The organism is Kitasatospora sp. NPDC001683, from assembly GCF_053596495.1.
Genome location: NZ_JBSFGK010000078.1, coordinates 1 through 25,050, shown reverse-complemented (window position 1 = coordinate 25,050; position 25,050 = coordinate 1). Strand labels below are relative to the sequence as shown.

Here is a 25,050-nt window from a genome sequence, read left to right as displayed (position 1 = left end):
ATGCTTCTGAACGGCGCGGCGGGCGGATTGCTGTTACCGGCTGGACTGGTGGTTCTGTTCTTCCTCGGTGCGGTGGTGCGGCGGTTCTACCGCCGGCCGGCGGCGGTGGAACCGGGCACCTCGGCGGGCGGCCGGGGCGCGGGGGCGACCGCGACGGAGGAGTTGCACGCGCTGCTCTACCCGAGCAAGCGGGTGCAGCTGGAACAGCGGCGGATCGAACTGGTGCTGCGGGACGACGAGCACGACGGTGCGCCGAAGCGCACGGGGATCGACCTCGCGGGTGGGCGGGCGGTGATCCGGCGGCGGACGGTGTGACGGTTGACGGGCTGACGGGGCGACGGGCTGACGGGCTGACGGGCTGACGGGGGACGGGGGACGGGGTGACAGCTGACGGATGACAGAATCTGAAATCTGTCATCCGTCAGCTGTTAGCTGTTAGCTGTCTTCTGTCAGTTGTCAGCCCGTCCAGGCGCCGCCGGCCAGGAAGGACTCCATCGCGGCCCGGTACGGCGCGATGTCGATCCGCTCGCCGGCCAGCCAGTCGTCCGAGTAGTACTTGTCCAGGTAGCGGTCCCCCGGATCGCAGATCAGGCTGACCACGCTGCCCGTCCGACCGGCCGCCCGCATCTCCGCGACGATCCGCAGTGCGCTCCACAGCCCCGTCCCGGTGGAGGCCCCCGCCTTCTTCCCGAGCACCTGCTCGAGCACCCGCACCGCGGCGATCGAGGCGGCGTCCGGCACCTTCATCATCCGGTCGACCGCGCCCGGCACGAAGCTCGGCTCCATCCGGGGCCGTCCGATGCCCTCGATCCGGGAGCCGCTCGTGCAGACGGCACCCGGGTCGTGGTTGACCCAGCCGTCGAAGAAGCAGGAGTTCTCCGGGTCCGCGACGCAGATCCGGGTGTCGTACTGCATGTAGTGCACGTACCGGGCGATGGTCGCCGAGGTGCCGCCCGTCCCGGCGGTGGCGACGATCCAGGCCGGCTCGGGGTGAGGCTCCAGGCGCAGCTGGGCGAAGACCGACTCGGCGATGTTGTTGTTGCCGCGCCAGTCGGTGGCCCGCTCGGCGTAGGTGAACTGGTCCATGTAGTGCCCGCCGGTCTCCTCGGCGAGCCGCGCGGAGGCCTCGTACACCTCGTCCGAGCGCTCGACCAGGTGGCACTCGCCGCCGTGGAACTCGATCAGGTCGATCTTGGCCTGGCTGGTGCTCTTCGCCATGACCGCGATGAACGGCACCCCGATCAGCTGGGCGAAGTACGCCTCGGAGACGGCGGTGGAGCCGCTGGAGGCCTCGATCACCGGCTTGCCGGGGCGGATCCAGCCGTTGCAGAGCCCGTACAGGAAGAGCGAGCGGGCGAGGCGGTGCTTGAGCGAGCCGGTCGGGTGGGTGGACTCGTCCTTGAGGTAGAGGTCGATCCCCCACTCTGCCGGCAGCGGGAAGCGCAGCAGGTGGGTGTCGGCGGAGCGGTTCGCGTCGGCCTGGACCTTGCGCACCGCCTCCTTGAGCCAGGCGCGGTAGTTCGGGTCCGAGCGGTCGACGTCGACGGTCGGCTCGATGCCGAGGCTCACACCGGACTGGGTGCTCATGGTCACTTCTCCCTCATTGCGGCCCCCGTTGCTCACTACGAGTGTATGAGAGTCACGATAAGTGACCGTTTTCGGAGGCACAGCTTCCGCTTATCGCGCTTGGGCCGCACTCCCGTCATCGCGCCCGGACCGCACTCCCGCCACTACACCGGGACGGCCTGCGGGTCCGCCAGGTACGGTCCCCAGCCGAGCTCGGCCGCGCCCGCGAGCGCGCCGTGCGCCAGCTCCGCGCCGACGATCGGCACCCGTCCGCTGCGGCCCCACAGGCTACGCTCGGCGACCACCGCGCGCAGGCGGTCGGGGGCGGCTTCCAGGAGGTCGAGGTGGAGTCCGCTGAGCACCACCCGGTCCGGGTTGAGGATGTTGGCGACCCCGGCCAGTCCGAGCCCGAGCCGGTCGATCACGTGCTCCACCGCCGCCCGCGCCCGCTCGTCGGTCGCGGCCGCCCAGCACAGTTCGCGCGCCTGGTCGAGCAGCGGGCGCCCCGGCTCCGGGGTGAGGCCGGCGGCGGCGAACAGCGCGTCGGGGTCGGTTTCGGAGTTGAGGCAGCCCCGGTTGCCGCACACGCAGGGACGGCCCTGCGGGTCGACGGTGAGGTGGCCGACCTCCAGGGCGAGCCCGGCACTGCCGGTGTGCAGGTGGCCGTCGATCACCAGGGCGCCGCCGACGCCGCGGTGGCCGGAGGTGACGAAGAGCAGGTGCCGGGCGCCGCGCCCGGCCCCGTGCCGGTACTCGGCGAGCGCGGCGAGGTTGGCGTCGTTGGCGATGGCGGTGGGCAACGGCCGCACCGCGTTCGGGCCGTGGTCGGCACGGCCGACCTCGACGTCGTACAGGTCGGCGACCGGCGTGCCGCTGGGCCAGGCGAAGTGCAGCGCGGCGAGCGCGGTGCCGTCCGGCTCGGTGACCGGGTTGGGCAGCGCGAGCGCGGCCGCCAGGCAACGACGGCTGGTCGAGCGGGCCAGTTCGGCGCCGGCCTGGGCGACCGCGCGCAGCATCCGGACCGGGTCGGTGGCGGCGGGCAGCGGCAGGTGGACCGGCGGGTCGAGGAGTCCGCCGAGGCCGGCCAGGGTGACGCTCAGCCCGTCGGCGTGGATCTGCCCGGCGACCACGACCGGGCCCTGCGGGTCGATCGCCAGGCGGTGCGAGGGGCGGCCGCGGCCACCGCCGGCCGGGCGCGAGTCGACGGTGATCAGGCCGAGCGCCTCCAGTTCGGCCGTGACCGCGCCGGCGGTCGCCCGGGTGACGTCCAGCGCGCGGGTGAGCGCGGAACGGGTGGGCGTCTGGCCGGTGTGGATCAGCGAGAGCGCAGGACCGAGCAGCGTCCGACCGCGGTCGGGGGCCGCGCGGCGGTGGGCGTCGCGCTGCGCGTCGGGGTCGGTCCCGGAGCGGGGCCGCAGGCTTGAAGGTGAGAGCTGCACGCCCCTATTGTTACTTTGTGCCGCTTCGAAACAAAATCCGTGCCCACCGCCACCCCGACGACGCCTCCCCACAGTCTCGCAGCACACCCCCGGCGCCCGACAGACCCTGGGGCGCCGCGCGGCTCGCACTCACCGCCTTCTTCGCCGTCGACGGCTTCCTGTTCGCCGCCTGGGTCGTCCGCATCCCGGACGTCCGCAGCCAGGTCAGCGCCTCGCACAGCGCCCTCGGACTCGCCCTGCTCTGCCTGTCGATCGGCGGCGTCGCCACCATGCCGGTGGTCGGCCGGCTCTGCCTGCGGTACGGATCCCGCCCGATGACGGTCGGCTCGCTCGCCCTGGTCAGTCTCTCCATACCGCTGCCCGCGCACGCCCACTCGGTGTACTCCCTGGGCGGGGCGCTGCTGCTGTTCGGCGCCGGGTACGGCGGCGCCAACGTCGCCATGAACAGCGCCGCCGTCGACTTGGTGGCGCAGCTGCGCCGACCCGTCATGCCCAGCTTCCACGCCGGGTACAGCCTGGGCGGGCTGGTCGGCGCGGGCTTCGGAGGGTTGCTCGCCGGCCGGCTGACCACCGCGTGGGCGCTCGCGCTCGGCGGGCTGCTGGGGCTGGCCGTCACCGTCGGCGCGGGCGTCGTGCTGCTGTGCAGCCCGGCGGTGCCGATGGTCGCGCCGGAGCGCGGCGGTGGCGGGTCCGGGGCCGGGTCCGGAGCTGCGTCCCCGTCCGGGGCCGGGGCCGGGTCCGGGGCTGGTGCGGGCCCGGGTGAGGGCCCGGGTGAGGGCCCGGGTGAGAACTCCGCCACGGGAACGGCTGAGAACTCCGCTGGTCGCCCGGCCGGGGCACACGTCCGGCTGCTGGTGCTGATGTTCGGGCTCACGGCGTTGTGCACGGCGTACGGCGAGGGCGCGATCGCCGACTGGACCACCCTCCACCTCACCGACGACGTGCACGCGAGCGCGGGAACGGCCGCCGGCGGGTACGCCGCGTACGCCTTCGCCATGACCAGCGGGCGGGTGGGCGGCACCTGGCTGTCCATACGGCTCGGCCAGAACCGGCTGATGCTGCTCGGCGGGACGACTGCGGCGGTCGGCATGCTGGTCGCCGCTCTGGCTCCCGCGGTGCCGCTGGCCATCGGCGGGTTCATCCTGGTCGGCCTCGGGCTGGCCAACCTGTTCCCGCTCGCGATCGCGCGTGCCGGTGCGACGGGCGGGCCTCAGGGCGTCGCGCTCGCCTCGACGCTCGGGTACGGCGGGATGCTGATCGGGCCGGTGGTGATCGGTTTCCTCGCCGACGCGGCCGGACTGCCGCTGGCCCTCACCACGGTCGCGGTCGCGGCCACGACGGCGGCCCTGCTGCCGCTGACGGTCGGACGACGCTGACGAGCGGCGGGCGGGGCAACGGCCGACAGGTGACGAATGACAGCGAACGGATAACAGATTTCATCATCTGTCATCCGTTCGGTGTCATCCGTCCTTAGCCCCGCACCCGACGGATCCACCCCACAGGTGGCAGGATGCGGACCCATGACCACCACCGGACGCATCCAGGTACTGCGGGCGAGCGAGCGCCCGGCCACCACGTGGCTCAACGGGGGCGGGGTGACCAGGGAGGTCGCCGGGTTCCCCGCCGGAGCAGGGCTGAACGACTTCGACTGGCGGGTGAGCCTCGCCGACGTGGCCTCGGCCGGGCCCTTCTCGCCGTTCCCCGGGATCGACCGGGTGATCACCCTGGTCGAGGGCACGGGCATGGCGCTCACCGTGGACGGTGTCGAGCAGGTGGTCGACGCCCCGTTCCGCCCGTTCGCCTTCCCCGGCGACGCCACGACCGACTGCCGGCTGCTGGGCGGTCCGGTGGTGGACTTCAACGTGATGACCCGCCGCGGCCGGATCGAGGCCGCCGTGGACCTGATCACCGAGCCCGGCGCCGTCCAGCTCCCGCCCGCCGCGACCCTCCTGCTGGTCTGCCTCGCCGGTTCGGTCACCCTCGACGCCACCGCGCTGACCCGCTACGACGCCGCGCTGCTCGACACCCCCGGCACCCACGCGCTGCGGCCCGACGGGGTCACCGCCGCCGTCACCTTCCGTACCGCCACCGCAAGTTGAGCAGCCCGCTGCCCGTGCCCCCGGAGCGACCGGGGGCACGGGCAGCGGCGGCCGCCACGCCGACGGCGAGCCGTCAGCCGCAGAACACCGGCGTGGCGTTCGCCGGGTCCAGGGCGTTGGTCACCAGGTGCAGCGCCGTCGGCGAGAACGCGATCGCCACGTGCTCGGCCAGCGTGACCGGGCAGTGGTCCTGCAGCACCTCGTTGTCCACGTCCGGCCCGTTCAGGAACTGGGTCCGCCAGGGAGTGACGACCTCGTCGTACACCGTCGAGATCACCGTGTAGTGCACGCCCGGTACGGTGTCCGGCCGCGAGGCCATGGTGGCGTTGAAGTCGGAGCCGACCGCCTGGTCGCGGCAGGCCTGGCAGACGGTGTAGATCAGGTCGGCCACGCCCGGGAAGTACGGCGCCAGCCTGGTGATCCCGTCGAGGGTCGTGCCGTGGTTGGACGGCGCCAGGCCGACCAGCGTGTCCACCTTCGAGGCCCCGCCGAGGAACTTGAGGTAGTAGTTCGGCAGCATGCCGCCCTGCGAGTGCCCGACGACGTCGACCTTGGCCGCACCGGTCGCGGACCTCACCAGGTCGACGAAGTGGGCGAGTTGGGCCGCCGACGTGGGCACCGCTCCGAGGCCTCCGATCGGCAGCAGCAGACCGCTGCCGGTGGAGGTGATGCCGGGGATGGTGCCGTAGTCGACGGCGAAGACGCAGTAGCCGAGGCCCTTGAGCAGCGGGGAGAGCGCCAGCCAGTTCTCGTAGCGGTTGGCGAAGGTGCCGTGCACCAGCACCACCGGGTAGGGGTGCGCGGCGGACGGTCGGCAGCTCCAGTCGTTGGCGCCGGGAGGTGAGGCCACCGAGTCGCCGTCGGGCGGGAGTTCGGTCGCGGCGGTGACGGCGGGAGCCGCCGCGGGCGCCGCCATGGCGGGGGCCGCCGCCGCGCCGACCAGCAGCGCGCCCGCCAGTACCGCCGCGCCGAAGGCTCCGCCGAGCCGACGGCGCAAGGGAGTTGAGGAGAAGCGGAGAAGTGGGGTTCTCAACTGTTGCCTCCACAGCCGAAGTTTGTTACCAACAGGTAACCCGAGTGGCTCAATGATGCGGTCGCCCCTCCGGCCCGGCCCTTGGGCGTTCCCCAGACCTGGACGGTGTTCTCTGTGACCGGTCACAACGCACCCCACTGCGCCCCCACGAACCGCACCACCGCAGTGCCCACGAACCGCCCCACCGCAGTGCCCACGAACCGCCCCACCAGCTCCCCCGCGGACCCGGCCGATCAACCCGCCCCGGCCGACCAAGCCGCCCCGTGGCGCGTCCCGGTGATCGGCGGACTCCCGGCCGACCAGCGACTCCTCGGCGGCGTCCGCGAGTTGGCCGCAAGCGTGGTCACCGCCCTGCTGGACCGCGTGCCGATCTACCGCCGTCTCCCCCGTGAGCAGCTCACCGGCGAGCTCACCCGGGACGCCGAGCGCCGCATCCGCGCCCTCGCCCACGCCGTCCGCACCGGACTCCCCGCCCCCGCCGAGGAGTTCACCGCCGTACGCGAGGCCGCCGCGCGCCGCGCCGAGGAGGGCCTGCCGCTGGACGCGGTCCTGCTCGCCCACCACCTCGGGCTGGAGGTCTGCTGGGAGTTCCTCACCCGGGACGCCCACGCCGGTGACGCCGCCGACCTGCTGCTGCTCAACCGCCTGCTGCTCGACCAGCTCCGCCGGGCCACCATCGCCGCCGGTACCGGATTCCTTGACGGTCAGCGCTCGGCCGGCGACCGGCGCTCCACCGCCCGGCAGTCCCTGCTCACCGCCCTGCTCGCCGGCACCCCCGCCGCGGAAGCCGCCGCCCGGGCCGGGACGGAGCTACCGGCCGGCTACGCCGTGCTCTGCCTGTCCCTCGCCGACCACCCGGACGAGCACTCCCCCGGCGTCGATCCGGGCATCGCCGCCCGCCGCAAGCTCCGCCGCTTCGGCGCCGAACTCGACCACCGCACCCGGCAGTCGGCGCTCACCTCGCTGACCCCCTCGGGCGGCCTGGTGCTCCTCCCGCTCGACACTCCGCCGGACCGGTCCGCCGATCCGTCCGTCGGGGAGGCCGCAGCGGAGCCGTGGCCCCAGCTCGCCGCCGCCCTCGCCGCCGCGGCTCGCGCGGCCGGTGTGCCCGTGCTGGCCGGAGCCTGCGCCGCGACACCCGCCGAAGTGCCCGGCGCCGCCGCCCTCGCCTACGAAGTCCTGGACGTCGCCAGGGCGTTCGGCCTCCCGCCCGGGTTGCACCGGCTGGACGACGTCCTACTGGAGTACCAGTTGACCCGGCCCAGCCGGGCCCGCTCCCGGCTCGCCGCCCTGCTCGAACCGCTCGCCGACGGCGGGGAATTGCTCACCACCCTGCGCACCCACCTGGCCGGCGGCCTCAACCGCCGCCACACCGCGAGCGCCCTGCACCTGCACCCGAACACCGTCGACTACCGGCTGCGCCGGATCGCCGTCCTCACCGGCCTGGACCCGGCGCGCCCGGCCGACGTCCTGCGGATCACCGCCGCCATCGCCGCGCGGACCGCCGAACAGTCGGCCCCGGCTCGCCAGCCAGCCGAACGTCCTTCCCCTGCAGCCCAGTTGTGACGGCATGCTGCCCGCGCCACCGGGTACGGGGGCGCAGGCAGCGGTGATGGGCCGGGCCTCAGCAGGTCAGGTTGGCGTGGGAGCCCCCACCCAGCCGTCCAGCGTGGACCAGGTCCGCGGCCCGACCACGCCGTCCTGTCCGATGCCGGCGCAGCGCTGGAAGGTCCACCCGGCGGTGTCGGTCGCCGGGCCCGGACACCGTCCACGTCCAGGTTCGGGCTCCCGAACGAGTAAGGCGATGCTCAGCCCTGCTCCCCCGGCAACCGCAGGTCCCACCCGACCAGCGCGCGCAGCTGCTCCGCCGTCACCCCGTCCGGCACCGGCCGCGGCGGTTCGTGGCGCAGCGGCGGCTGCCAGCCCTCCTCCTCGGTCCAGCGGCGGACCACCTTGGCCGGGGCCCCGGCGACCACGCTGTGGTCGGGCACCTCGCCGCGCACCACCGCACCCGCCGCGACCACCACGTTGCGCCCGATCCGCGCCCCCGGCATGATCACCGCGCCGGTGCCGATCCAGCTGCCCGTGCCGATCTCCACCGGCTCGTTGCGCGGCCACTGCTTGCCGATCGGCAGCTCGGTGTCCCGGTACTCGTGCGCCTGGTCGCTGACGTACACTCCGGGGCCGGTCCAGACGTCGTCGCCGATGACGATCGACTGGTGGCCGACGATGTGGCTGTCCCGGCCGATCACGCAGCCGCCGCCGATCCGGACGATCGGCTCCGGGCCGAGGTCGAGCCCGGGCAGGAAGCCCGCGCTGATGGTGACCCGCTCGCCGATGATCGAGAACGGCCCGATGGTGATCCACTGCTCGTTGAACACCGCCCCGAGCGGGAAGGCCAGGGTCGTGCCGTCGCCCAGCCCGCCGAACCGGTACGGGCCCGGGTTCCGGTTGGTGACGGCGCCGGTCCGCTGCATCCAGCGCCAGCCCCGGTGCACGAGGCGTCCGGCGGCCCGGCGGCCACCGGACCGGACGGTGGAGAGGAGGGAACGGGTTATCGGCATGCGCTCACGTTACCGGCCCGTAGCGTCCGTCCGTCCGCCGGGAGGCCGATGTCACACCCGTCCCACCAGCCCCTCGGTCCCACCCCCACGACCGTCCGAAATCCGCCACCGCGGTCGGCCCGAGGTGAAAGACTCCACCCCGTGGAGATCTCCGAACACATCAACGCGCTGCGCCGCGAGGGCGCCCTGCTGGCCGACGCCGCCGCCCGTACCGACCTCACCGCCCCCGTACCGACCTGCCCGGACTGGCGGCTGGGCGATCTGGTGCGGCACGTCGGCCAGGTCCACCGCTGGGCCGCCGCCTACCCCTCGCAGGGGCTGCGGACGGTCCTGGACGAGGCGGGCACGCAGGCAGTCATCGGCCCGGACCCCTCGGACGCCGCGCTGCTCGACTGGTTCCGCGAGGGCCACGCAGCGCTCGTGACGACGCTGGAGGAGGCCCCGGCCGAACTCGAGTGCTGGACCTTCCTGCCCGCGCCCAGCCCGCTGGCCTTCTGGGCCCGGCGCCAGGCGCACGAGACCGCCGTCCACCGCTTCGACGCCGACGCGGCGGCCGGCTCGCCGGGCCCGGCCGTGGACACCGCGCTCGCTGCGGACGGCATCGACGAGCTGCTGCGGGGCTTCATGACCCGCGGCCGGGCGAAGGTGCACAGCGACGGCCTGCGCACCGTCCAGGTCCGGACGACCGACGGCCCCGGCTCCTGGCGCCTGACCCTCTCCCGCGAGCCGCTCGCCGTCACCACCGAGGAACGCCCCGAACCGGCCGATCTGACCATCACCGGGCCGGCCCGCGAGCTCTACCTGCTGCTCTGGAACCGGCTGACGGTCGGACAGACCGGGCAGGCGGAGCGCGCGGGGCGCCCCGATCAGGCGGAGCAGGCCGGGCAGGTCGAGCTCAGTGGCGACCGGGACCTGCTCGACCTCTGGCGGGACAACGCGGCGATCCGCTGAGCCCGAGCCGACCCGGCCGGACCTTCGACCGGCTGGGTCGGCTCAGTCGGCCGGGCCCGCCACCAGTAGTCACCGTCGGCTGTCAGCCGTCCGCTGTCAGTCGTCAGCCGGCTCAACGCACCCAGGCAGCCGGCCGCTTCTCCAGGAACGCCCGCATCCCCTCCTGCGCCTCCGCCGAACCGAACAGCCGCGCCGACAGCTGCACCAGCTCGTCCGCGTCCCGCTGGAAGGAGCGCACCACCTCGGCGTTGGCCAGCCGCTTCGACTCGGCCAGCCCCTGCGGCGACCCCTGGCGCAGCGCGTCCAGCAGGCCCTTCAGCACCACCCCGGTGTCCTCGGTGGACTCGGCGGCCTGGGTGATCAGCCCGATCCGGGCGGCCTCGGCGGCGTCGAAGACCTCGCCGGTGAGGTAGTAGCGGGAGGCGGCGCGCGGCTCCAGCTTGGGGCGCAGCGGCAGCGAGATGACGGCGGGCGCGAGACCGAGGCGGACCTCGGTGAAGGCGAAGGTCGCGGCCGGTCCGGCGACGGCGAGGTCCGCCGCGCCGATCAGACCGAGGCCGCCGGCCCTGGCGTGCCCGTCGACCACGGCGATCACCGGCTTGACGCAGTCCACGATCGCCTTCTGCAGCTCGACCAGGCCGCGCGGGCCCACCGTCGGGTCCGCGCCGGTCGCCTCGGAGAGGTCCGCGCCCGCGCAGAACACCTTGCCGGTGTGGGTGAGCACCACCGCGCGAACGTCGCGGTCCGCCGCGGCCAGCGCCAGTCCGGCGTGCAGCTCGGACATCAGGCGGGAGGAGAGGGCGTTGCGGTTGTGCGGCGAGTCGAGGGTGAGCGTGGTGACGGCGTCGGCGGTGGTGACGCGGACGAGGGGCTCTGCGCTGGTCATCGGCGTGGGTCTGCCTTCCGGCTGAGGGTGGGTCGGACTGCGGGCGCGGTCCGGGGTGCCCGGACGGCGCCCGCACGACTCTGGCACGCCCACCCGACCCGCGGCCAGAGCCAAGCGCCGCCGAGCGCACTGGAGCGTCCGGTGACCGGACGGAAAACCGCTGGTCGCGCCTGCCCTCCGCCCGGCAGCATGGGCGACATGATCACCGACTCCCCGGTTCTGCTGCTCGCTCCGCGCATCAACGAGACCGGCCTCCAGCTGCGCACCGCCGCCGGGCTGCGCGGCCTGCGGGCGTACACCGCCACCTCCTGGCGGGCGCCGCGCGAACTGCTCGGCGCGGCGGTGCACGTGTACGGCGGGCCGTTGTTCGCCGATGCGGTCGGCCAGGAGCTCGGCCTCGCCCTGCTGGAGCCGGCCGAGGACTGGCTGGCCCGGCTGCCGCCGGCGCTGACCGGCCGACGGGTGTCCGCGACCACGCTGGCCGAGGCCCGCACCCTGCGCGGTCCGGCCTTCGTGAAGCCGCCGGCGGACAAGCTGTTCGCCGCCCGGGTCTACCCGGACGGCGGCGCGCTGCCCGGTCCCGAGCTGCTGGACGGCGACACCCCGGTGCTGGTCAGCGAGGTGGTGCGATTCCGTACGGAGTACCGGCTGTTCGTCCTGGACGGCGCGGTGCGGGCCGGTTCGCGCTACGCGGTGGACGGCGAGCTGTCCGTCGCGCCGCTCGGGCCGGACGGTTCCGAGGTACTGGCCTTCGCCAGTGACGTGCTGGCAGCCTCGGCGTCGCAGGCTCCGCTGCCGAGCGCGGTCGTGGTGGACGTCGGACGGACGGACCACGGCTGGGCGGTGGTGGAGGCCAACGCGGCCTGGGCCAGCGGCGGTTACGCAGCCGAGCCGGCCGACGTCCTGGACGTGGTGCTGCGTTCCTCCTGCCCGGCCGCCCAACTGCCCTCCAGCGACGGGCCGTTCCGACGCGAACTGCCCGAAGTGGTGCGTTGACGGGGCCGGTTGGCCGTGCCGAGGCCCGGCTGGCAGTCCACCGGCCGATCGGTCGGCGTCATCGCTTGCGGCACCGGGGGGCGATGGCGCACGATCATGCGGCATGACCCACACGCACCTCACCCACATCACCGAACCGCCCGGCGTCGCCCCCGGGACCGGCTACACCCAGGTCGTCACCGGCAGTGGCCGGCTGGTCCAGGTCTCCGGGCAGGTCGCCTTCGACGAGCACCGGAACCTGGTCGGCGCGGGTGACCCGAAGGCCCAGGCCCGTCAGGTCTTCGAGAACCTGCGCCGCTGCCTGGCCGCCGCCGGGGCCGACTTCTCCGACGTCGTCAAGTTCACCTTCTTCATGACCGACATCGCCCACCTCCCGGCGATCCGGGAGGCCCGCGACGAGTACCTGGGCGAGCTGCCGCTCCCGGCCGCCTCCGCGATGCAGGTCGCGGCGCTGTTCCGGCCGGACGTCCTGATCGAGATCGAGGCGATGGCGATCGTCCAGGAGTAGGCGCGGCTCGTCACGACGCCCGCAGCCGGGCTGCGTCACGCGGCCCCGAGCCGCGCTTCCCGCCGTCCGGCCCACCGGACGGCGGGGCCCATCGCCAGGCCTGCCGCCGCCAGCACAGCGCCCAGCACGGCCCAGCCGGCCAGCCCGAAGCCGATCACCGCGGTGCTGACCACCGCCGGGCCGGCCATCATCGCGGCCGCCGAACCCGCGTTGAACACGCCCTGGTAGGCGCCGTGGCCGCGCTCACCCGCGAGGTCGTAGCTCAGCGCCCAGCCGCCCGCCTGGCCCATCACCTCGGCGAGCGACTGCAGCGCGATCCCGACCAGCGCCACCACGGCGGCCGGGATCCCGGGCAGTCCGTGCGCGAGGGCGATGACCAGGCAGGAGGCGGCGAGCAGCAGCCCGGCGCGACGGCACGCCCGGGCGGCGGCCGCCCGCTCCTCGGTGCCCCGGGTGGCCCGCACCTGCAGGGCGATCACCATCAGGGTGTTGACGATCAGACTGCCCGCGACGGTGATCCGCGGCGCGTCGGTCTGCTGGACGATCCACAGCGGGACGCCCACCTCCAGGACGGCGAACTGCAGGCCGAGCACGGAGCACAGCACGGTCACCACCAGGAACGGGCCGTCGCGCAGCGCCGGGTTGCCCCGGCGGCCCTGCTTGACCCCCTTGTCGGCGGGGTCCGACGGGTTCGCCGTGCCGGACCTGCTCGCCGTCCCGGACTCGGCCATCGGTTCGGCCGGGGGCTCGGTCGGGGGTTCGACCGGGAGCTCGACCGATGCCGGAGCCGTCACCGCGGGCAGGCGGTGGAGCATGAGCGCGACGGCCACATAGGAGACGGCATCGGCCAGGATCGCCGTCAGGTAGACCGCCCGGGTGTCGAGTTGGAGCGCGATCGCGCCGAGTCCCGTCCCCAGGCAGATGCCGATGTTGGTCACCACCCGCAGGTGGGCCCGGCCGGCGACCCGGCGGTCGGCGGGCAGCACGTCGGCGTAGAGCGCGTTCCGTGCCGCGGACGACCCCCGGTCCACGGCCGCGACGGCACAGGCCAGGGCCACGAAGGCCGGGTAGCTGTGCACGAACGCGTACCCGGCGGTGCCGACCGCCTCCGCCCAGACCAGCACCACCAGGACCCGCCGGGCGCCCCATCGGTCGGCGGCCCGGCCGGCCGGCACGCTGGCGACGACCCCGCACAGCCCGGCCGCCGTCATCCCGAACCCCAGCTGGGCGGCGCTCAGGCCGAGCACCCGGGTGAAGAACAGCACCGCGACGGACAACGAGAGGCCGTTGCCCACCGTGTTGACGAGGGTGATCCCGGCCAGCCGACGGACCGTCGGATCGGGGTGCAGGCGGCGCCGGAGGGCCTCGGGCAGACGGCCGGACCGGTCGGACGCGGGCATGGCGAGGGAAGGTACGGAGGACTCCGTCGGTGTGGTGGACATGCCGTCGATTCCACCGCCGGACGGGGTGGAGCGGGTAATCCTTTAGGCTCCGGCTAAAACTCGGCAGCGTGGCAGCTCGGCGGCGCGGCAGTTCCGCAGCCGGCAGTCGGCAGGAGGCAGTCGGCAGGAGGACGTCCATGCACCGCTTCACCCTCCGTCTGGCCGACCTCGCGACCACCTGGTTCGCCTACTCCCCGATCCACGAGGCCGTGCTCAGCCTGCGGATGTGGACCCATCCGGGCGTGTACCGACTCCACAGCCGGGCCTTCGAGCAGCTCAGGCCCTCGTTCGAGCGATTGGACTCCCGACTGCTGCTGTCGCTGGTCGCCGCGAACCGCTGGGTCCCCGACTTCCTGACGCCCCGGCCGTCCTCCCCCGCCCCCGAGTTCCGCAGCCAGCTCGCCACCGTCCGCGCGCTGCCGCCGCAGCTGCTGCACAGCGAACTGGAGCAGACCTTCCTGCCGAACGGACAGCCGCTGCCCGACCTGCTCCAAGCCGGACTGAGGGACCCGGCACGCCTGTTGGCGCGGATCTGCGACGCACTGGAGGAGTACTGGGAGGCGTGCCTCGCGCCCACCTGGTGGCCGCAGGCCCGCGCGGTACTGGAGGCCGACCTGGTGTACCGGGCGCGGGTGCTCGCCCAGCACGGCGCGGCGGCGCTGTTCGCGGACCTGGACCACCGCCTGCAGTGGACGGACGGCGTGCTGTCGATCAACCGGCACTGGACGGACGGGGACGTGGAGACCGCCGTGGACGGGCGCGGCCTCGTGCTCAGCCCGACCTTCTTCGTCCGGGGTGCGATCACCATGATCGACAGCAACCGCGCGCCGCAGATCAGCTACCCGGCACGCGGGCAGGCGGGCATGGCCGACCAGGGCTCGCCGGTTCCGCGACAGGCCCTGGAGGCGCTGGTCGGCGCACCGAAGGCCCGGCTGCTCTCACTGCTGGCCGAACCGGCCTCCACCACCGAGCTCGCCTACCGCCTGGGCGTCACTCCGGGCGCGATCAGCCAGCACCTCTCCGTCCTGGCGGCCACCGGTCTGGTCACCCGGGCTCGGCACGGCCGCTCGGTGCTGTACCGGCGCAGCGTGCTCGGGGACGAGCTGACGGACGGCAGATGACGGCCGACGAACGACAGCCGACGAATAACAGATGACAGATGACAAATTTCAGCGAACAGATTTCAACATCTGTTCATCGCCGCCCCGGCGAGTGCCGCCGGCACAGACAGGGCCGGCGTGTCCCCATCTACAAGGACACGCCGGCCCACCCGCCCCACCGGATCCGCTACCGCGCGGCCATCGCCATCAGCTTGCGCGCCGCCCGGTTCTGCCGCAGCAGCTGCGCGAAGGTCGTGTGCCCCTGGGTGGTCCGGGCGAACGCCCGCCAGGCCGCCGGCACCAGGCAGACCGCCGCGTGGAACAGGTACGGGCGTCGCTCGAAGGCGCCCAGCAGCTGCTTGCCCGCGCGCATCTCCACGCCCAGCCCGGCCTTGACCGCGAACGCGTAGTTCAGCGCCTCGCGCCGCACCGACGCCGCGTCGCCCGCCTCCGCGACCCGCACCGCCCACTCGCCGGCCAGTCGGCCCGAGCGCAGCGCGTACGAGATGCCCTCGCGGGTCCACGGCTCGAGCAGCCCGGCCGCGTCCCCGGCGACCAGCACCCGGCCGCGGGAGAGCGGCGAGTCCTCGGCCCGGCAGCGGGTCAGGTGCCCGGACTCGACCCGCGGGGTGAAGCCGGACAGGCCCAGCCGCCGGATGTAGTCGGCGAGGTACTGCTTCGTCCGCTCGCCGTCGCCGCGCGCCGAGATGACGCCCACGGTCAGGCTGCTGGTCTCGGTCTTCGGGAACACCCAGCCGTAACTGCCGGGCAGCGGGCCCCAGTCGAGGTGGATGCGGCCCGACCAGTCGGCGGCGACCTGCGGCGGCACCGGGATCTCGGCCTCCAGGCCGAGGTCGATCTGGTCGAAGGTGACGCCTACGTGCCGGGCGATCCGGCTGGCGCTGCCGTCCGCGCCGACCACCGCACGGGCCTCGAAGCTGCGCCCGTCGGCCGCCGTCACCAGCGCCGTCCGGTGCTCGCCGCCACGCTGTTCGACCCCGGTGACGGTCACTCCGGTGACCAGCACCGCCCCGGCCTGCTTGGCCGACTGCACCAGGCGCAGGTCGAACTCGTCCCGGTTGACCAGCCCGAACAGCATCCGCCGATCCCGGCGCGTCCGGCTGAACCGGCCGTCGTACGCGAAGGTGACGGCGGACACCCGGTCCTGCAGCGGCAGTTCGAAGTTCGCCGGCAGGCTGTCCCGGGAGGGGCCGATGATGCCGCCGCCGCAGGTCTTGTAGCGGGGGTGCTCGGCCTTGTCGAGCAGCAGCACCCGGCGGCCCTGCACCGCGGCGGCGTACGCGGCCGAGGCCCCGGCCGGTCCGGCGCCGACCACCACGACGTCCCAGACGCCGTCCTGCGGCAGGATCACCCCGTCCAGCGAGCTGTCCTCGCCGAGGAGCGGACCGTCCTCGCCTACGCGCGGGCTGCCGGCGTCGAGCGGACCGTCCTCGCCTACGCGCGGGCTGCCGGCGTCGAGCGGGCCGTCCTCGCCGACCAGGCCGTCCGCGTCGAGCGGGCTGTCCTCGCCGAGCGGGCTGTTGAGCGGGCTACGGGAATCGGGGCTTCCGGAGTCAGTCACGGCCAGCAATCCTATGCGTCCCTCCGCCGCCCCGGACGCCGCACACCCACTCAGCCGGAAGCTCACCCGAAGCTCACCCGAAGCTCCCCGGACGACTCCGCCTATGATCGGCGGTACCCCAACCGACCTCCTCCGCCCGTACCACCTCACGGGCGGACCCGTTCCCCTCGGAGCCCCGATGTCACAGCCCCTGGCCGACGCCGTCCGGTCCCTGATGGACCGTGCCCGCACCGACCTCGCCGAGCTGGTCGCCTTCCCGTCGGTCGCCGACCCGCGCCAGTTCCCGGTCGAGGAGTGCCAGAAGGCCGCGCAGTGGGTCGCCGACGCCTTCGCCGCCGAGGGCCTGCGCAACATCCAGCTGCTGGACACCCCGGACGGCACCCAGTCCGTCTACGGCGAACTGCCCGGCCCGGAGGGCGCCCCGACCGTCCTGCTCTACTCGCACTACGACGTCCAGCCCCCGCTCGACGAGGACGCCTGGCTCAGCCCGGCGTTCGAACTGACCGAGCGTGACGGCCGCTGGTACGGGCGCGGCGCCGCCGACTGCAAGGGCAACATCCTGATGCACCTGACCGCCCTGCGGGCGCTGCGCCAGGTGTACGGGGACGGCTACCCGGTCAGCCTGAAGATCATCGTGGAGGGTTCGGAGGAGCAGGGCACCGGCGGCCTGGAGCGCTACGCCGAGGCGCACCCCGAACTGCTCGCCGCCGACGCGATCGTGATCGGCGACACCGGCAACTTCGCCCCCGGCCTGCCGACCGTGACCGCCTCGCTGCGCGGCATGACGGTGGTCGAGGCCTCGATCACCACCCTGGCCGGCAACCTGCACTCCGGTGCCTTCGGCGGCGCCGCCCCGGACGCGCTGCAGTCCCTGGTCCGGGTGCTCGCCTCGCTGCACGACGAGAACGGCGACGTCGCGGTCGCCGGGCTGGCCTCCGACCAGACCTGGGAGGGCGTGCAGTACCCGGAGGAGCAGTTCCGCGCCGACGCCAAGGTGGTCGACGGCGTCGCCCTGACCGGCACCGGCACCGTCGCCGACCGGCTGTGGGCCCGCCCGTCCGTCACCGTCCTCGGCATCGACGCCCCGCCGGTGATCGGCGCGACCTCCTCGGTGCAGGCCGCCGCCAAGGCGCTGATCAGCCTGCGCGTCCCGCCGGGCATGAGCGCGGACGCCGCCCAGGACGCCCTGGTCGCCCACCTGGAGGCGCAGGTCCCGCTCGGCGCCCGGCTGACGATCCAGCGCCAGGGCAACGGTGCGCCGTTCCGGGCCGACACCGACGGCCCGGCCTACGAGGCGATGGGCGAGGCGATGGCCGAGGCCTTCGGCACCGCGATGGTCGCGGCCGGCGAGGGCGGCTCGATCCCGCTGTGCAACACCCTGCGCTCGCTCTACCCGCAGGCTGAGATCGTGCTGATCGGCGTCGAGGAGCCGACCACCCAGATCCACGCCGTCAACGAGAGCGTCGACCCCCAGGAGTTGGAGCGGATGGCCCTCACCGAGGCCCTGTTCCTCCGCCGCTACGCCGAACTGCGTTCCAGCTGACGGGAGTTCGAACCGGTCCCGGGCCGCCCGCCACGCCGCCACCAGCGGGCGGCCGCGACCACCGCCGCGTAGCCGGCCGCGCCCACCGCGAGCCCGGCCCCGGCGCCGAAGCACACCTCCGGGACGAGGTTGCGCCGCAGCGGGCTCAGCCGATGCAGCACCCCGGCCGCCGTCGCCGCGCCCAGCGCCACGGTGGCCACCCGCCGGGTCCGCGGAGCGAGCCGCACGGCCGGCCGCACCGGCTCGACGGCCCGTACGGCACGCGCCGCCCAGCCGGCCATCGCGGCCAGCGCGAGCGCCGAACTCCCGTACTGCAGCGCCTCGTAGACCGGGACGCCGGCCACCTTCCGGTCCAGCACGGGCAGCAGCCGCACGCCCAGCCGGCCGCCGTGGGTGAACGCGTCCCAGCCGACGTGGGTGGCCGCACCGACGGCCGCCGAGGCCAGGAACCACGCGGCGTCAACACCCCGCACGCCCTCGGCCCGCCGGACCGTCAATGCCTCCACCCCGCCCGCCCAGCGCTCGGGCAGCAGCCCCACCAGCGGCGCCCGCAGCACCCCGTGCCACCCGGCCACCAGCGCACCGGCGATCGCCACATCCAGTGTCGGCACCGCCCACCAGACGTGCGTCAGCCCGCCGTGCCCGTACACCCCGGGCAGCAGCGAATCGGCGAAGAACGGCACGTCGGGCGCCATCGACCCGGCCACCAGCGCCGAGGCCACCAACGGCCCGCGCTCCCCGGCGGCACGCAGCAGGGGCAGGACGGCGGCGGGGTGGCTCAACGTGAACGGCATGCCCCCATCCTGGCGCCCGCACCGCCCGCCGGACCAACCAGGGCCCCCTCCCCCACCACATCGGCCCTCACCGCCGGCGACTACACGGCCTCCGCCGTACTGGCCAGGCCGAGCGCCACCCGGCACCCCGCCTCCAGGTAGCGCAACTCCCCACTCCGCCGGGCGTCCAGCGCGGCGGCGAGCCGCCGGTAGCGGCTCGGCGGAAGCAGGTCGGCCGCCTCGTCCAGCGTGACGAACCGGCAGCCGCGCAGTTCCTCCTGCTGCAGCAGCAGGTTCTGCCGGCCCGCGTCGTCCAGCAGCCCGCCGTCGTACATCAGCCGCAGGCCGCCACGGCGCGGGCCGGTGCGCGGCTCCCAGTCGACGGCGAGCAGGCGCAGCACCGAGGGGTCGAGCCGCAGCCCCAGCTCCTCGGCGGTCTCGCGCAGGGCGGCGTCGGTGGGGGCCTCGCCGCGTTCGACCACACCGCCTGGGAAGTCCCAGTCCGGCTTGTAGACCGGGTCGACGAGCAGCACCCGGTCCTGCTCGTCGAAGAACAGCACGGCCGAGGCCACGGTGTCGCCGGTCGGGTCCGGGGCCTGGACGATCGGGCAGCGCGCGTCGCCGACCCGGACCAGCTCGGCTATCCGGTGCGCGGTCTCGCGCGGGGTGAGCCCGCCGGTGTCGAGCATCCGGGCGTCGCCGACCAGCCAGCGACGGGCGGCCCGGTAGTGGGGCAGGTGTTCGAGGCACCAGGTACGGACCCGTTCGCTGGCCTCCGGATCGCCCGGGCATTCCTCGCGGTGTGCGATGCGGTCACGCAGGATCGTTTCTTCGGGGTCCAGCACGAAGTGGTGCACCGCGATCCCGTGCGCGGCGAGGGCACCGAAGATCTCGTCCCGGTAGTCCTCTCTGAGCAGTGTCATCGGCACCACCAGCGGGCCGCCGACCTCGCCGAGAAGAGCGGCCGCCGTCTCGGGCACCAGCCGGCGCCAGGCCGCGAGGTCCTGGAAGTCGGACACCGAGGCCAGCCGGTCGGCCGGGAGCATCCGGCGCAGTCCGAAGCCCACCAGCTCGGGATCGAAGAGCACGCTCCCGGGCAGCAGTTCCACCAGCTCGCGACAGGCGCTCGTCTTGCCCGCCCCGAATGTGCCATTGACCCAGACGATCACAACGTCCCCTGCCCTCGACTTCCCCCGATGCCGTTCGCACCGGGCAGCGCCCCCGTCGGCCGAACCAGCGCCACCCGTGGTGGTACCCGCGCCACGCCGCTCCCCAAAACTGCTCGCCGCGCCCGCCCACGCGCCCCGGCCCGCCCCTTGACAGCGGCATGCGCCCAGGCCACGGGCCCGGTACGGATATATGGGGACCGGCCGACATCAATGCCGCACCCTGCCGCCACCGCCCGCGCACGGGAAGTCGGACCGGCCGACTTCCTGCGCGCGCCCCGCCCGTACGCCGTTCGCGCCGCCCTTGCGCCACCCGCCCCTCCCGTCCACAGCCCCACACACGCGCCCACCCGCTCAGGCACGTGCCCCTTGCGCCGCCCGCGCCCCGGCACGTACAGAGGAACGATGAAGCTGCTCCCCGCCGGCCGGGTCATCGTCATCGGCTCGGTCAACACCGACCGGATCCTGCGCTGCCCCGTGCTCCCCGCGCCCGGCGAGACCGTCCTCGCCGCCGACGCCACCCGGGGGTTCGGCGGCAAGGGCGCCAACCAGGCGGTGGCGGCGGCCCGGATGGGGGCCGCGACCCATCTGGTCGCCAAGGTCGGGCGCGACTCCGACGGGGAGGCGGCGCTCGCCGATCTACGCGGCGCGCACGTCGAGACGGGCGCCGTGCACATCCACCCCGATGCGCCCACTGGTCAGGCGATCGTCATGGTCGACACCTCCGGGGAGAACAGCATCGTGGTCGTCCCCGGCGCCAACGCCCGGCTGACCCCGGACGAGGTCACCGCCGCCCTGGCCCGGCTCCACCTGCTTCCGGCCGACGTCGTCCTGACCAGCAATGAGGTCCCCGCCGAGTGCGTCCGCGCCACCGTCGCCGCCCTGCCCACCGCGGGCCCGAACGGCGGCACCCGCTGGCTGCACAACACCGCCCCGGCGGGCGACCTGCCCGGTCCCGGCCCCACCGGCCGCCGCCCCCTGGTGGTCGCCAACGCCGTCGAGGCCCGCCAGCTCACCGGCGCCCCGACCGCTGCCGAGGCCGCCCACGCCCTCGCCCGGCTGGCCGAGGGGGCAGTGGTCACCCTCGGCGGCGAGGGCGCACTGGTCGCCACCGGCGAGGGGCTCATCCGGCTGCCCGCGCCCGCCGTCCGGGTGGTCGACACCACCGGCGCTGGTGACGTGTTCTGCGGCGCACTCGCGGCCCGGCTCGCCCACGGCGCCGCCCTCTCGGAGGCGGCCGCCACCGCGGTGGCCGCCGGGGCCTTCGCCGTCACCGCACTCGGCGCCCGCGGCGCACTCCCCTGGCCGGACGACCTCCGACCGGACGACCTCCGACCGGAGCACATCTGACAGAGCCGCTTCTGACCGGCCGACCTCTGACCACAGCGCCCGCAGGCGTGCGGAGCGCCCGGCCCGCAGACCTGGGCGCCCCGCACGGGTGCGCTACGGCCGTCCCATGTACGCCGGGTAGTACCCCTTGCTGATCCCCGAGATCCGGATCAGCGTTCCAGGCCGCGCGGCTTCCACGTACTGGTTGTTGCCGAGGTAGATCGCCACGTGCTGGATGCCCCGCGCGGTCCCGTCCGGAGACCAGAACAGAAGGTCACCGCGGCGCAGCTGGCTCGCCTTGATCGGCGTGGTGGCCGCGTACTGGTCGTTGGCGACCCGAGGCAGGTTGATGCCGCCGCGTCGGAAGGCCTGCTGCACCAGGCCCGAGCAGTCGTACCCGTCCGGCCCGTTGCCGGCGGTCCGGAACGGCTTGCCCACCTGGGCGAGCGCGTACTGCACCGCGGTCTCGACGTCGCGGTTCTCCGCCACCGAGCCACTGGAGCCGCCCGAGGAGCCGGACGGGGACGAGGAGCCGCCGGTCCGCTGCAGGTAGACGTCGTAGTGAGTGGTCCAGCGCCACTCCCCCTTGCTGTTCTTGAACCAGTACCGCGAGCCGTCCCAGCCCTGCTGGATCCCGCCGTTCGAGGACTTGGACGAGGACGACGAAGACGACGAGGACTTCGAGGTCGAGGGCTCCGCCCCGCCGGTCCGCGCCAGGTACACGCTGTAGTGGGTGGTCCAGCGCCACTGCCCCTGGCTGTTCTTGAACCAGTACCGCGAGCCGTCCCACCCGGCGTGCGCCGGCGCCTGCTCGGCCGCGGCCGGGCTCACGCCGGTGCCGAGGCCGAACGCCCCCGCACCGACCACGATCACGGCCGCCATGCCGATCCTCCGGCGGATCCGCCCGGCCAGCGCAGGACGGGCGTCGGTGGCGGAACGGGCGTCGGTGGCGGAGGCGTGCTGCCCGGTCGGTTCATCGGCGGCATCCGGTGCGCCGGTGTTGACGGTGGTCATCCTGCTGACTTCCTTCACTGCTGCGAACGCACTGCGGCGTACGGCCCCCGAAGGGCGGCTGCGGAAACTGCTGCGGACACGCGGTACTCCCCGGCAGCGCCGGTTCGTACGGCTTGGCAGATCCCCGTCCGATCTGCCGCGGCCTCCGGCCGTGTGACCGGAAGCCGCGACGCGTCGCCCAGGGGTTCAGTTCTGCCTGCGTGTCACGTTAAGCACACGTCCGCTCACTGCGCGCAGTGGAGTGAGCCAAAGGGAGGTTTCCCGGCGACGGGCCGACGATGCATCAGGGTGAACACCCGTCAGCTCCGGGTGTCCGACGCCCCCTCATCAGCGGGCTTCGCCCTCCGCCAACAACTGCTTCTTCAGCACCTTCCCCAAGGCGTTCCTGGGCAGTTCGGGCACCAGGACGACCCGGCGCGGCCGCTTGTGCACCGAGAGCCGCTCCGCCACGAAGGCCGTCAGCTGTTGCCCCGTCACGGCGCCGTCCGGGATGACATACGCGACGATCGCCTGCCCGAGGTCCTCGTCCGGCACGCCGACCACCGCTGCGTCGGCGACCGCCGGGTGGTCGCGCAGCGCGGCCTCCACCTCGCCCGCGCCGATCCGGTAGCCGCCGCTCTTGATCAGGTCCACCGAGGCGCGGCCGACGATCCGGTGGAACCCGTCCGCCCCGATCACCGCGACGTCCCCGGTGCGGAACCAGCCGTCCGCCGTCCAGGCCTCGGCGTCGGCGTCCGGCCGGTTGAGGTACCCGCTGAACAACGTGGGGCCGGAGACCTGCAGCTCACCGACGCTCTCACCGTCGTGGGGCACCGGTTCGCCGTCCTCGCCCACCAGCCGGGTGCGCACCCCCTCCAGCGGCAGCCCGACGCTGCCGGGGCGCCGCTCGCCGTCCGCCCGGGTGCTGACGGTGATCAGCGACTCGGTCATCCCGTAGCGCTCGATCGGGGCGTGCCCGGTGAGCGCCGCCAGCTTCTCGAACACCGGCACGGGCAGCGGCGCACTGCCGGAGACCAGCAGCCGGGCCGGGGCCAGCCGCCGGGCCGTCGCCTGGTCCGCCGCCAGCCGGGACCAGACGGTGGGCACGCCGAAGTACAGGCTGCCGCCCGCCTCCGCGTACCCCGCCGGGGTCGGCCGGCCGGTGTGCACCAGCCGGCTGCCGGTGCGCAGGGCGCCGAGCACTCCGAGCAGCAGGCCGTGCACGTGGAACAGCGGCAGGCCGTGGACGAGGGTGTCCTCGGCGGTCCACTGCCAGGCGGCGGCGAGGGCCTCCAGGTCGGCGGCGATCGCCGCGCGCCGGATCACCGCGCCCTTGGGCGCGCCGGTGGTGCCCGAGGTGTAGAGCACGAAGCCGGTCGCATCGGCGGCCGGTTCGGCGTACGTGGTCGCCGAGCGCTCGACGGGGTCGACGGGCAGGGCCGCCACCGACACCTCGTCGGGCAGGGCCTCCCCGGCGGCGTGCGCCAGCAGCGCCGCACCCGAGTCGCGCAGGATGTGCTCACGCTCCTTCGGGCCCGAGTCGGGCGGCAGCGGCACCACCGGGACGCCCGCCAGCAGGCCGCCGACCACGGCGGCGACCGTCTCCACGGTGGGCCGGGCGAGCACGGCGAGCGCGGGAGCCCCGGCCACCCGGTCGGCCACCGCGGTCGCCGCGCCCAGCAGGTCCTCCCGGGAGAGCGCCCGCCCGTCGATCCGCAGCGCGTCCGCAGCGTCGCCGTGGTCGCCCTGAAGTGCCGTCAGCAGTGCCATGCTTCCGTCCTCACCCTCTCGTCCTCGCCGTGATCCGCCCGCACCGTGGTCCGCCCGCGCAGCCGATCGCGTCGGCGGCTCCCGGACCCGGTCGCTGTCGGGCCGACTCTACGGGCCGGAGCCGCGCTCCCCTGCGCCCGGGGCGGAACGGCGGAGGGCGTGGCACCGAGCACCCGGTGCCACGCCCTCCGGTCCACAGGACCGATCGGATCAGCCCTTGCGCGCCTTCACCTCGGTCGTGAGCTGCGGCAGCACCTCGAAGAGGTCGCCGACCACGCCGTAGTCGACCAGCTCGAAGATCGGGGCCTCGGCGTCCTTGTTGACGGCCACGATGGTCTTCGAGGTCTGCATGCCGGCCCGGTGCTGGATCGCACCGGAGATGCCCGCCGCGATGTAGAGCTGCGGGGAGACCTGCTTGCCGGTCTGGCCGACCTGGTTGCTGTGCGGGTACCAGCCGGCGTCGACGGCGGCGCGCGAGGCACCGACCGCCGCGCCCAGCGCGTCGGCGAGGTCCTCGACCACGCCGAAGCCCTCGGCGGCACCGACGCCACGGCCGCCGGAGACCACGATGGCGGCCTCGGTCAGCTCCGGGCGGCCGGTCGAGACGCGCGGGGTGCGCGAGGTGACCTTGGCGGCGTTGCCGGTGAACTCCACCGACACGTTCTCGACGGCGCCGGCGGCCGGGGCGGCCTCCGGGGCGACGGCGTTCGGCTTGACCGTGATGACCGGCGCGCCCTTGGTGACCTTGGACTTCACCTGGAAGGACGCGGCGAACACCGACTGGGTGGCGATCGGACCGCCGTCGCCGGCCTCCAGGTCGACGGCGTCGGTGATGATGCCGGAGCCGATCCGCAGCGCGACGCGGGCGGCGACCTCCTTGCCCTCACCGGAGGACGTCACCAGCACGGCGGCCGGGGACACCGTCTTGGCGATCTGGGCCAGGGCGTCCACCTTGGGGACGACCAGCTGGTCGGCGAACTCGGCGCCGTCCGCGACGTACACCTTGGCGGCGCCGAACTCGGCGGCCTTGGCGGCGATGTCGGCGGCTGCGGCACCGGCGCCCAGCACGACGGCGGACGGCTCGCCGATGCGGCGGGCCAGGGTCAGCAGTTCGAGGGCCGGCTTGCGGACCGCGCCCTCGGCGTGGTCCACCAGAACCAGGATCTCAGCCATGATTCGTTGCTCCTGATCGATCGTTGGATGCGCTGACGGGCGGGACTAGATGAACTTCTGGTCGGCGAGGAAGGCGGCGAGCTGCTTGCCGCCCTCGCCCTCGTCCTTGACGACCGTGCCCGCGGTACGCGCCGGAC

At 74.2% G+C, this 25,050-nt stretch carries 22 protein-coding genes and 1 pseudogene; 10 read left to right on the top strand and 13 right to left on the bottom strand.

The window, feature by feature from the left end:
- On the top strand, positions 1-315 hold the full coding sequence (locus tag ACWCYO_RS31235) for a DUF6191 domain-containing protein (protein WP_270141882.1): 315 nt from the start codon (positions 1-3) through the stop codon (positions 313-315).
- Between the two features lie 141 nt (positions 316-456).
- Here ACWCYO_RS31235 and ACWCYO_RS31230 read toward each other — a convergent pair whose 3' ends face one another.
- Together ACWCYO_RS31230 and ACWCYO_RS31225 are read right to left on the bottom strand one after the other, a co-directional pair.
- A complete protein-coding gene (locus tag ACWCYO_RS31230) occupies positions 457-1,587 on the bottom strand; it encodes a PLP-dependent cysteine synthase family protein (RefSeq protein ID WP_449786088.1) in 1,131 nt (376 codons plus the stop codon).
- Positions 1,588-1,730: 143 nt separating this feature from the next.
- Complete coding sequence (locus ACWCYO_RS31225) at positions 1,731-2,984, bottom strand: ROK family protein (protein ID WP_449786099.1); 1,254 nt, start codon at positions 2,982-2,984, stop codon at positions 1,731-1,733.
- Between the two features lie 38 nt (positions 2,985-3,022).
- Between ACWCYO_RS31225 and ACWCYO_RS31220 the strand changes: the two genes are divergently transcribed.
- Both ACWCYO_RS31220 and ACWCYO_RS31215 read left to right on the top strand, forming a co-directional pair.
- Entirely contained in the window at positions 3,023-4,381 is a 1,359-nt protein-coding gene (locus tag ACWCYO_RS31220) for an MFS transporter (protein ID WP_449786087.1), read from the top strand.
- 144 nt (positions 4,382-4,525) lie between these two features.
- A complete protein-coding gene (locus tag ACWCYO_RS31215) occupies positions 4,526-5,104 on the top strand; it encodes a HutD/Ves family protein (RefSeq protein ID WP_270141886.1) in 579 nt (192 codons plus the stop codon).
- A gap of 73 nt (positions 5,105-5,177) precedes the next feature.
- On the opposite strand, the gene ACWCYO_RS31210 is transcribed toward ACWCYO_RS31215, so the two are convergent.
- Positions 5,178-6,020, bottom strand: a complete 843-nt coding sequence (locus tag ACWCYO_RS31210) for an esterase/lipase family protein (protein ID WP_270150817.1) — start codon at positions 6,018-6,020, stop codon at positions 5,178-5,180.
- A gap of 306 nt (positions 6,021-6,326) precedes the next feature.
- Here ACWCYO_RS31210 and ACWCYO_RS31205 point away from each other — a divergent pair, with 306 nt between their 5' ends.
- On the top strand, positions 6,327-7,703 hold the full coding sequence (locus tag ACWCYO_RS31205) for a PucR family transcriptional regulator (protein ID WP_270141888.1): 1,377 nt from the start codon (positions 6,327-6,329) through the stop codon (positions 7,701-7,703).
- Positions 7,704-7,945: 242 nt separating this feature from the next.
- On the opposite strand, the gene ACWCYO_RS31200 is transcribed toward ACWCYO_RS31205, so the two are convergent.
- Positions 7,946-8,701: an acyltransferase gene (locus tag ACWCYO_RS31200; RefSeq protein ID WP_449786086.1), complete on the bottom strand. Its 756-nt coding sequence runs from the start codon at positions 8,699-8,701 to the stop codon at positions 7,946-7,948.
- 141 nt (positions 8,702-8,842) lie between these two features.
- Here ACWCYO_RS31200 and ACWCYO_RS31195 point away from each other — a divergent pair, with 141 nt between their 5' ends.
- Positions 8,843-9,652 (top strand): maleylpyruvate isomerase family mycothiol-dependent enzyme, encoded by an 810-nt coding sequence (locus ACWCYO_RS31195; protein ID WP_449786085.1) that lies wholly within the window; start codon positions 8,843-8,845, stop codon positions 9,650-9,652.
- 112 nt (positions 9,653-9,764) lie between these two features.
- Here the strand turns inward: ACWCYO_RS31195 and ACWCYO_RS31190 are convergent, their stop codons facing one another.
- Positions 9,765-10,538: an enoyl-CoA hydratase family protein gene (locus ACWCYO_RS31190; RefSeq protein WP_270141894.1), complete on the bottom strand. Its 774-nt coding sequence runs from the start codon at positions 10,536-10,538 to the stop codon at positions 9,765-9,767.
- 198 nt (positions 10,539-10,736) lie between these two features.
- Between ACWCYO_RS31190 and ACWCYO_RS31185 the strand changes: the two genes are divergently transcribed.
- Together ACWCYO_RS31185 and ACWCYO_RS31180 are read left to right on the top strand one after the other, a co-directional pair.
- Complete coding sequence (locus tag ACWCYO_RS31185) at positions 10,737-11,534, top strand: ATP-grasp domain-containing protein (RefSeq protein ID WP_270141896.1); 798 nt, start codon at positions 10,737-10,739, stop codon at positions 11,532-11,534.
- A gap of 103 nt (positions 11,535-11,637) precedes the next feature.
- Entirely contained in the window at positions 11,638-12,042 is a 405-nt protein-coding gene (locus ACWCYO_RS31180; protein WP_270141897.1) for a RidA family protein, read from the top strand.
- Positions 12,043-12,077: 35 nt separating this feature from the next.
- Here ACWCYO_RS31180 and ACWCYO_RS31175 read toward each other — a convergent pair whose 3' ends face one another.
- Positions 12,078-13,484 (bottom strand): MFS transporter, encoded by a 1,407-nt coding sequence (locus ACWCYO_RS31175; protein ID WP_449786084.1) that lies wholly within the window; start codon positions 13,482-13,484, stop codon positions 12,078-12,080.
- A 137-nt stretch (positions 13,485-13,621) separates the two neighbouring features.
- Between ACWCYO_RS31175 and ACWCYO_RS31170 the strand changes: the two genes are divergently transcribed.
- Positions 13,622-14,605 carry an ArsR/SmtB family transcription factor gene (locus tag ACWCYO_RS31170; RefSeq protein WP_449786083.1) on the top strand — a complete coding sequence of 328 codons (984 nt, stop codon included), beginning with the start codon at positions 13,622-13,624 and terminating at the stop codon, positions 14,603-14,605.
- A gap of 166 nt (positions 14,606-14,771) precedes the next feature.
- On the opposite strand, the gene ACWCYO_RS31165 is transcribed toward ACWCYO_RS31170, so the two are convergent.
- Positions 14,772-15,956, bottom strand: a complete 1,185-nt coding sequence (locus ACWCYO_RS31165; protein WP_270150818.1) for a geranylgeranyl reductase family protein — start codon at positions 15,954-15,956, stop codon at positions 14,772-14,774.
- A gap of 388 nt (positions 15,957-16,344) precedes the next feature.
- Between ACWCYO_RS31165 and ACWCYO_RS31160 the strand changes: the two genes are divergently transcribed.
- Entirely contained in the window at positions 16,345-17,709 is a 1,365-nt protein-coding gene (locus tag ACWCYO_RS31160) for a dipeptidase (RefSeq protein WP_270141903.1), read from the top strand.
- Here the strand turns inward: ACWCYO_RS31160 and ACWCYO_RS31155 are convergent.
- Positions 17,685-18,503, bottom strand: a complete 819-nt coding sequence (locus tag ACWCYO_RS31155; RefSeq protein ID WP_449786082.1) for a DUF4184 family protein — start codon at positions 18,501-18,503, stop codon at positions 17,685-17,687. The genes ACWCYO_RS31160 and ACWCYO_RS31155 overlap by 25 nt on opposite strands.
- Positions 18,504-18,583: 80 nt before the next feature.
- The gene (locus tag ACWCYO_RS31150) at positions 18,584-19,651 is read right to left on the bottom strand and encodes an NUDIX hydrolase (protein WP_270141905.1); all 1,068 of its coding nucleotides are present in this window, start codon (positions 19,649-19,651) and stop codon (positions 18,584-18,586) included.
- Between the two features lie 402 nt (positions 19,652-20,053).
- Here ACWCYO_RS31150 and ACWCYO_RS31145 point away from each other — a divergent pair, with 402 nt between their 5' ends.
- Complete coding sequence (locus tag ACWCYO_RS31145; protein WP_449786081.1) at positions 20,054-20,998, top strand: ribokinase; 945 nt, start codon at positions 20,054-20,056, stop codon at positions 20,996-20,998.
- 93 nt (positions 20,999-21,091) lie between these two features.
- Here ACWCYO_RS31145 and ACWCYO_RS31140 read toward each other — a convergent pair whose 3' ends face one another.
- From ACWCYO_RS31140 to ACWCYO_RS31125, 4 genes and pseudogenes are all read right to left on the bottom strand, one after another.
- Positions 21,092-21,991, bottom strand: a complete 900-nt coding sequence (locus ACWCYO_RS31140; protein ID WP_449786080.1) for a C40 family peptidase — start codon at positions 21,989-21,991, stop codon at positions 21,092-21,094.
- A gap of 327 nt (positions 21,992-22,318) precedes the next feature.
- Complete coding sequence (locus tag ACWCYO_RS31135) at positions 22,319-23,740, bottom strand: acyl-CoA synthetase (RefSeq protein WP_449786079.1); 1,422 nt, start codon at positions 23,738-23,740, stop codon at positions 22,319-22,321.
- Between the two features lie 210 nt (positions 23,741-23,950).
- Positions 23,951-24,913: an electron transfer flavoprotein subunit alpha/FixB family protein gene (locus ACWCYO_RS31130; RefSeq protein ID WP_270141913.1), complete on the bottom strand. Its 963-nt coding sequence runs from the start codon at positions 24,911-24,913 to the stop codon at positions 23,951-23,953.
- A gap of 45 nt (positions 24,914-24,958) precedes the next feature.
- Positions 24,959-25,050 (bottom strand): annotated as a pseudogene (locus ACWCYO_RS31125) (electron transfer flavoprotein subunit beta); the annotation flags it as partial.

Bases quoted from the DNA above. Each gene is read 5' to 3' on its own strand.
- ACWCYO_RS31235 (WP_270141882.1), top strand. From the start codon at position 1: ATGCTTCTGAACGGCGCGGCGGGCGGATTGCTGTTACCGGCTGGACTG.
- ACWCYO_RS31230 (WP_449786088.1), bottom strand. From the start codon at position 1,587: ATGAGCACCCAGTCCGGTGTGAGCCTCGGCATCGAGCCGACCGTCGAC.
- ACWCYO_RS31215 (WP_270141886.1), top strand. From the start codon at position 4,526: ATGACCACCACCGGACGCATCCAGGTACTGCGGGCGAGCGAGCGCCCG.
- ACWCYO_RS31210 (WP_270150817.1), bottom strand. From the start codon at position 6,020: ATGGCGGCGCCCGCGGCGGCTCCCGCCGTCACCGCCGCGACCGAACTC.
- ACWCYO_RS31200 (WP_449786086.1), bottom strand. From the start codon at position 8,701: ATGCCGATAACCCGTTCCCTCCTCTCCACCGTCCGGTCCGGTGGCCGC.
- ACWCYO_RS31190 (WP_270141894.1), bottom strand. From the start codon at position 10,538: ATGACCAGCGCAGAGCCCCTCGTCCGCGTCACCACCGCCGACGCCGTC.
- ACWCYO_RS31185 (WP_270141896.1), top strand. From the start codon at position 10,737: ATGATCACCGACTCCCCGGTTCTGCTGCTCGCTCCGCGCATCAACGAG.
- ACWCYO_RS31180 (WP_270141897.1), top strand. From the start codon at position 11,638: ATGACCCACACGCACCTCACCCACATCACCGAACCGCCCGGCGTCGCC.
- ACWCYO_RS31175 (WP_449786084.1), bottom strand. From the start codon at position 13,484: ATGTCCACCACACCGACGGAGTCCTCCGTACCTTCCCTCGCCATGCCC.
- ACWCYO_RS31170 (WP_449786083.1), top strand. From the start codon at position 13,622: ATGCACCGCTTCACCCTCCGTCTGGCCGACCTCGCGACCACCTGGTTC.
- ACWCYO_RS31160 (WP_270141903.1), top strand. From the start codon at position 16,345: ATGTCACAGCCCCTGGCCGACGCCGTCCGGTCCCTGATGGACCGTGCC.
- ACWCYO_RS31155 (WP_449786082.1), bottom strand. From the start codon at position 18,503: ATGCCGTTCACGTTGAGCCACCCCGCCGCCGTCCTGCCCCTGCTGCGT.
- ACWCYO_RS31145 (WP_449786081.1), top strand. From the start codon at position 20,054: ATGAAGCTGCTCCCCGCCGGCCGGGTCATCGTCATCGGCTCGGTCAAC.
- ACWCYO_RS31140 (WP_449786080.1), bottom strand. From the start codon at position 21,991: ATGACCACCGTCAACACCGGCGCACCGGATGCCGCCGATGAACCGACC.
- ACWCYO_RS31135 (WP_449786079.1), bottom strand. From the start codon at position 23,740: ATGGCACTGCTGACGGCACTTCAGGGCGACCACGGCGACGCTGCGGAC.
- ACWCYO_RS31130 (WP_270141913.1), bottom strand. From the start codon at position 24,913: ATGGCTGAGATCCTGGTTCTGGTGGACCACGCCGAGGGCGCGGTCCGC.